Here is a 6,051-nt window from a genome sequence, read left to right as displayed (position 1 = left end):
TGCGCTTCTAACTAAGTCAATTAGAAAATCAAAGTAAAACGGCGAAAAACTAAGAAATAATTAATCTATTGAGGGAGGAAATAAGATGAAGCAGTGGATTATTTCCATTTTAATAGGAAGCTTTTCTGCTATTTTAATGGGTCTCTATTTTTATTTGATCGAACAGTTTACAGGTAAGCAATTATATACTTTATTGATGAATATTGATTTTTTGATCGAGTTAGGTAAGGTGAATATTTGGATTGCAGCGTTTGAATTCTTTCTCCATACGCTCGTCGCGATCATTCTCGTACGCGTTTATATATGGACCATTAATTTAAAGAAAATCACTTCAAAAGATAAGCGAATGGAGTGGGCAGCTTTACTAGCATTTTTAGCCTTTTTGACATACTTTCCATTGACCACTATTGCAAAAACAGATACACCTGCGATAACCGACTTAGCTGCGGTTTTCGATTGGTTTCTTGGACATGTCATTTTCTTTTTTGTCCTTTACTATGGTGTGGAAAAATTATTGAAGAAAAATAAGAGTTCAATTCGGGGATAGAGCGTCATTTTTTCTCGCTACCCTTGATTAGAAAGCTTCTATTCGAGGATAGGGCATTGTTTTTTCTCGCTACCCTTGATTAGAAGGCTTCTATTCGGAGATAGAGCGTCATTTTTTCTCGCTACCCTTGATTAGAAAAGCTTCTATTCGGGGATAGAGCATCGTATTTACTCGCTACCCTTGATTAGAACGCTTCTATTCAGGGATAGGGCATCAATTTTGTCCGTTACCTTTGATTAGAAGACTTCTATTCGGGGATAGAGCATCGTTTTTGTGAATTATCACCTGATAGGATACTTTTAATCAAATGGAGTGCACAAACTTTACCTCTATTTTGAGCTCTTTATCGTTTAAAATATACTTATCCGCTTCGGTATTACATTAGTTTCCGAGGGCGAATTTATCTTACTTTTTAAATTTCAACTTTTACATCAAACTATCATTTAAAAAAAAGCACCGACCGAAGTCAGTGCCTGCTCATTTGTTTAATCTCTTAATCTAAACGCTCAACATGTAAATATTGATCGTATTGTTCTAATAATTTCTTCGTAATCGGTCCTGGCTGTCCATCGTTCACTTTTTCGTTATCGATCTCGACAATTGGAGTCACTTCAGAAGTCGTAGAAGTAAGGAAAACTTCATCGGCTTCTAATACTTCTTTCACCGAATAAACACGTTCGACAAATTCGATTTCCAATTTCTCAGCTAAAAACTGAATGTACTTTCGCGTAATGCCATGTAAAATATAATTGTTTTTTGGATGAGTGATTAATTTGCCGTCTTTGACAATGAAAATATTCGTAGAAGAACCTTCCGTCACGTGGTTTTCATCGCGATATAAGATTGCTTCATATGCTCCAGAGTCTTTCGCTTTTTGCTTCGCTAAAATATTACCCATTAAATTCAAACTTTTGATATCGCAACGGAGCCAACGAATATCTTGATCCAGAATGGCTTTCACGCCATTTTTTTGTTGATCGGTTGGTTTTTTCAGTGGTAATGGATAAGCAAAGATTGTTGCTTCTGCGTCTGCAGGGAACAAATGATTTCGGGGTGCGACGCCTCGACTGATTTGAATATACAGTCCACCGTCATCGACTGAATTTTTCTCAGCCAACTCGATTAATTTCTCTTTGGTTTGACGCTTTGTAAGGTCGACATCGATCTGAGCTTCATTCAAGCTATACTGAAGTCGTTTGAGATGGTCTTCCAGTAAAAAGAACTCCCCATTATAAATTCGTATGACTTCGTAAACTCCATCTCCGAATTGGAAACCTCTGTCTTCCATGTCAATGAGGGCGTCTTTTCGTTCAATAAACGTATCGTTTTTTAAAATAATCATGTTGTCACTCCTTCGTATAGTACCATATTCCATCATACACTATAAGTAAATCAGATGAATAGGAAAATTCTTATCCCATCCGTTATTCATTATTTCACAACTGATCTAATTCAGTCTATAAATGGCTGAAAATTATAAACAAAAAAACACTGATTGAACTCAGTGAAGGGTACAATCAGTGTTTTTGTAAGTTATTAAACGATTCGTTTTCGAATGTAGGAGCTTGTGTAGTCAATAATGGTAACGACAACGATAATCACGAGTAGAATCATCCCCATATCACTCCAGTTACGAGAGGACTGAGCAAAGAAAATCATCGTACCGATACCACCTGCACCGACATAACCTAAAATAGTTGATGCCCGTACGTCTACTTCAAAACGATAAATCGCGTAAGATAGAAATTCAGGTATAATCTGAGGGAAAATACCATGGAACATAATTTGAAGGCCGTTTGAACCATTTGCCTTCATTGCTTCCACAATGTTCATATCGATTGATTCCAATACTTCCGAATAAAGTTTACCTAGCATACCTGTTGAACCAATGGCGATGGCTAGAATACCAGCGAATGGTGTCGGACCAACGACGACAACGAATAATATGGCTAGAATAATTTCAGGGAAAGCACGGACAGCACTTAAAATCCATTTTCCAATTGTGGTTAAAATTTTGCTGTTCGTTATATTATGTGCTGCAAGGAATCCTAAAGGAATCGCAAGAATTGCAGCTGCCAATGAACCGACATACGCAATGAAAATCGTTTCAATCATCATTTCGACTACTTCACCAGCCATATCCCAGTTTGGACTGAAGAGTCGAGGGAGGACACGACTGAAGTTTGCAGAGGCACGTTCGATGACTCTAGCAAAGTCGATATCAATGGAAACGAAAGTCCATATATACATGGCCAATACTGCTAATGCAATGGCGATTCTTTTTATCCGCTTAGAAGTTGGTATCTGTTTTTTTGGTGGTTGTTCTAGTGCCATTATATAACCGCCTCCCTAATTTTACCGCTGATATATTCAATCACGACAACAACGGCAAATATAATTAGGATAATCATCATGACAGCATCATAGTTATAGAAGCTGAATTGTTGCATGAGAAGGTTTCCGATACCTCCAGCACCAACTAAACCAATAACGACCGATGCCCGGATGTTAATCTCAAATACATATAGCGAAAACGAAGTGAATTGTGGCAATACTTGTGGGACAACTGCAAAAGCGATTGCTTGAACAGAACTTGCACCTGAAGCACGCATCGCTTCGAAGGAATCCATATCGATAGACTCTACCGTTTCACTAATTAACTTCGCTAAAATTCCTAAAGAGAAAACAAAAAGTGCGACAATACCACCGAATACGCCAATCCCGAAAAGTCCTACGAAAATAACAGCTAAAACAACATCAGGGATCGTACGCAAAATATTTAAAATAAAGCGAGTAATATTGTATACAAATAAATTGGTTGCCAAATTCCGAGCAGCGAGTAAACTAACTGGAATAACAATGATTGTTGCAAATGTTGATGCAATGATTGCCATGTGAATCGTTTCGATCAATCGGTCCATCGCCAAGTTTATAATTCCAGGGTCTGGTGGAAATAATTTCACGATGATTTGATTCATGTTCGATAGTCCACTGATTAAAGCTTGTAGGTCAACACCGGTCTGAAGTGAGCTAAAGAACAATAACCCGATGATCAAGAAAAAGATTAATGTAATCTTTCCTTTCACACGCCAAGGAGAAAGCATCGGTGCATAACGATCTTCCTGAATGGACGGTTTATTCATTTGCTTCACCATCTTCTTCAACGCTACCTCGTAAATCATCCTCACGAATGGAGCGGCCGTAAATCTCTTCAAATGTTTCTTCACTAACTTCGGATACTGGACCATCGAAGACGACTTCACCAGCTCTCATCCCGATAATTCGGTCAGCATATTCCATGGCCATATCGATGAAGTGAAGGTTAACGATTGTTGTAATGCCGTCTTCTTGATTAATTTTTTTCAAATATTTCATGACTTGGTGAGAAGTTGGTGGATCGAGTGAAGCGACTGGCTCGTCTGCGAGTATGTAATCAGGTTTTTGTGTCAATACACGAGCGATACTTACACGTTGTTGCTGTCCACCACTAAGCTGATCGGCACGGTTATAAAGTTTTTCTTCAATGTTTACACGTTTTAGATTTTGATAAGCAAGCGCTTTATCTTCTTTGCTGAAGAGGTTGAAAATGGATCGCAATGTTCCAGTGTGGCCTAATCGTCCAGCGAGAACATTTTTAAAAACGCTAGATCGTTTTACTAGATTATAGTTTTGGAAAATCATTCCGACTTTTGTCCGAAGACTACGTAACTTACTTCCTTTGTAACCGAGTATGTCTTCGTCATCGATTAATAATTCTCCATCGGTCGGTGTAACCAAACGGTTAATACTCCGAATAAACGTTGACTTACCAGCTCCGGAAAGGCCGACGATAACAACAAATTCTCCGTCATTGATCGTCACATTAACATCCTTTAAACCTTGCGTTCCATTAGGATAAACCAAGGATAAATCTTTAAATTGAATCATGTATTTTCACCTCAAGATTTTTATGTATCTTCCCAGAATTCATCTATAAATATAGGGAAAGAGGGAGGATTCATCCTCCCTCTAATAAACTACCATAATTAGTACATTTAATGAATCACTTTTTTAAATTTTTTTAATCGAGTGATACGGAATCACCGAAGCGCTCATAAGTTTCAGCAACGACGTCGTATTCAGAATGTTCAGCTGTATCAATAGCATCCCAAGTGTATACGTCGTTCATGATTTTGATCATGTCTTCATTATCATTAAATGACATGAAAGCGTCTTTGATTTCTTGGACAAGCTCGTCATCTAATTCTGGAATGACAGAGATTGTGTCGTTAGGAATTTCATCTGTATACTCTAAAACTCTTAATTTATCTTTAATGTCTGGGTATTCTTCTTCCAAGTTTTCACGAACATCATCAAATGTTGTCGCAACATCAGCATCGCCTTCATATACAGCGATTGCAGCTGTATCGTGGCCACCTACTTGGACAGTTTCACCAAAGAATTCCGTTGTTAACGCATCTGGAGATTCGATGTCGAATTTCTGCATCAATTGGTTAGCTGGGAATAAGAAACCGGAAGTAGATGTAGCATCTGCATAAGCCCATCTTTTTCCTTCAAGATCTTCTAGTGATTCGATATCTGAATCAGCTTGTACAAGGTATTGTGCTTTGTACGTGGAAGAACCATGGCGAATGGATTTTAAAATAACTTCAATATCATATTCTTGGTTAGCAATTACATAACCGAACGCTGGGATGAATCCAATATGTACTTGTTCAGCACCCATTGCTTCAACCAAGCCGTTATAGTTCGTCATCGTACGAGCTTCAACTTCAATATCGAGAATTTCTCCCAATTCGTCAGCAAGTGGCTCAACAGTAGTTGCAATGGTCTCTGCATCCTGGGATGGAACAAAGCCCATGACAAGTTTATCTGGCTTAGAGTTTCCGCTGTCGCCATCTCCAGAACCTTCATCATCTGAACCGCATGCGACTAGTAGGCCGGCAAGCAAAATTGCAGCCAACAACATAAGAACTTTTTTCAAAACTAATTTCCCCCTTATTGGTAGTTAATATTGGAACAACTTCATTATAAGTAATCTCTTTGATTAGTACAACATATTTTTTTAGAAAATGACCAAATTTTACATACTCTTTACAAAAAAGAGCGACACAATAGGGGGAATTGTGTCGCTCAATGCGGCGAGAATTTTTTATAGATGCTTATTTAATTGGTTCTCAAGCTCACGAACTTGTTCTTCTTCTTCAGGTGTGCTTTGTTCATAAGCAGCTTGGATACTGTGTTGAACGAGTTCGAGCTCTTTTTGACGATCCTCTTGACTAGCATGCGTCTGCTGGTTGGTTAAACTTTGTACGGCTTGACGTGCTTGCTCAATCCATTTGTTAGCCAAATTAAAAACCTCCTCGTGTATGTTGGTCTTTTTCAGACAGTTTTCTGTCTTTGTCTGTAAACGTACGATCGGCCGCCGATGGCTTGGATGAACCTTCTTGGTGTATTGTCTGATCATCGGTGGTTTTCTTTTTTTCTCGGTCCACTCAAAGCCC

8 protein-coding genes are annotated in these 6,051 nt (G+C 38.4%); 1 reads left to right on the top strand and 7 read right to left on the bottom strand.

Features of this window, described 5'->3' with window-relative positions; all coding sequences use genetic code 11:
- Positions 1-85 precede the first annotated feature (85 nt).
- On the top strand, positions 86-547 hold the full coding sequence (locus FPQ10_RS11475; protein WP_144163643.1) for a hypothetical protein: 462 nt from the start codon (positions 86-88) through the stop codon (positions 545-547).
- Positions 548-1,040: 493 nt separating this feature from the next.
- Here the strand turns inward: FPQ10_RS11475 and dat are convergent, their stop codons facing one another.
- The 7 genes from dat to FPQ10_RS13395 all read right to left on the bottom strand — a co-directional run bounded on the left by dat (position 1,041) and on the right by FPQ10_RS13395 (position 6,042).
- Positions 1,041-1,889 carry a D-amino-acid transaminase gene (dat, locus tag FPQ10_RS11470; protein ID WP_144163642.1) on the bottom strand — a complete coding sequence of 283 codons (849 nt, stop codon included), beginning with the start codon at positions 1,887-1,889 and terminating at the stop codon, positions 1,041-1,043.
- Positions 1,890-2,083: 194 nt separating this feature from the next.
- Positions 2,084-2,881, bottom strand: coding sequence for a phosphonate ABC transporter, permease protein PhnE (gene phnE, locus FPQ10_RS11465; RefSeq protein ID WP_144163641.1), 798 nt, complete (start codon positions 2,879-2,881; stop codon positions 2,084-2,086).
- Positions 2,881-3,690 (bottom strand): phosphonate ABC transporter, permease protein PhnE, encoded by an 810-nt coding sequence (gene phnE, locus FPQ10_RS11460; protein ID WP_246569317.1) that lies wholly within the window; start codon positions 3,688-3,690, stop codon positions 2,881-2,883. Before phnE (FPQ10_RS11460) ends, phnE (FPQ10_RS11465) begins: the two co-directional genes overlap by 1 nt.
- Positions 3,683-4,474: a phosphonate ABC transporter ATP-binding protein gene (gene phnC / locus FPQ10_RS11455; protein WP_144163640.1), complete on the bottom strand. Its 792-nt coding sequence runs from the start codon at positions 4,472-4,474 to the stop codon at positions 3,683-3,685. The genes phnE (FPQ10_RS11460) and phnC overlap by 8 nt, the downstream gene beginning before the upstream one ends.
- 133 nt (positions 4,475-4,607) lie before the next feature.
- A complete protein-coding gene (locus FPQ10_RS11450) occupies positions 4,608-5,531 on the bottom strand; it encodes a phosphate/phosphite/phosphonate ABC transporter substrate-binding protein (RefSeq protein WP_255439934.1) in 924 nt (307 codons plus the stop codon).
- 168 nt (positions 5,532-5,699) lie between these two features.
- Positions 5,700-5,897, bottom strand: coding sequence for a DUF3813 family protein (locus tag FPQ10_RS13400; protein ID WP_255439933.1), 198 nt, complete (start codon positions 5,895-5,897; stop codon positions 5,700-5,702).
- Position 5,898: 1 nt separating this feature from the next.
- The gene (locus tag FPQ10_RS13395; protein ID WP_255439932.1) at positions 5,899-6,042 is read right to left on the bottom strand and encodes a hypothetical protein; all 144 of its coding nucleotides are present in this window, start codon (positions 6,040-6,042) and stop codon (positions 5,899-5,901) included.
- Positions 6,043-6,051: the final 9 nt, after the last annotated feature.

This window comes from Allobacillus sp. SKP2-8 (genome assembly GCF_007559355.1).
Lineage (GTDB): Bacteria > Bacillota > Bacilli > Bacillales > Alkalibacillaceae > Allobacillus > Allobacillus halotolerans.
Note: the sequence above shows the minus strand (reverse complement) of the source record. Positions and strands in the feature narration are given on the sequence as shown.

Excerpts from the sequence above, each read along its gene's own strand:
- phnE (WP_144163641.1), bottom strand. The coding sequence starts at position 2,881 with ATGGCACTAGAACAACCACCAAAAAAACAGATACCAACTTCTAAGCGG.
- dat (WP_144163642.1), bottom strand. The coding sequence starts at position 1,889 with ATGATTATTTTAAAAAACGATACGTTTATTGAACGAAAAGACGCCCTC.
- FPQ10_RS11475 (WP_144163643.1), top strand. The coding sequence starts at position 86 with ATGAAGCAGTGGATTATTTCCATTTTAATAGGAAGCTTTTCTGCTATT.
- phnE (WP_246569317.1), bottom strand. The coding sequence starts at position 3,690 with ATGAATAAACCGTCCATTCAGGAAGATCGTTATGCACCGATGCTTTCT.
- phnC (WP_144163640.1), bottom strand. The coding sequence starts at position 4,474 with ATGATTCAATTTAAAGATTTATCCTTGGTTTATCCTAATGGAACGCAA.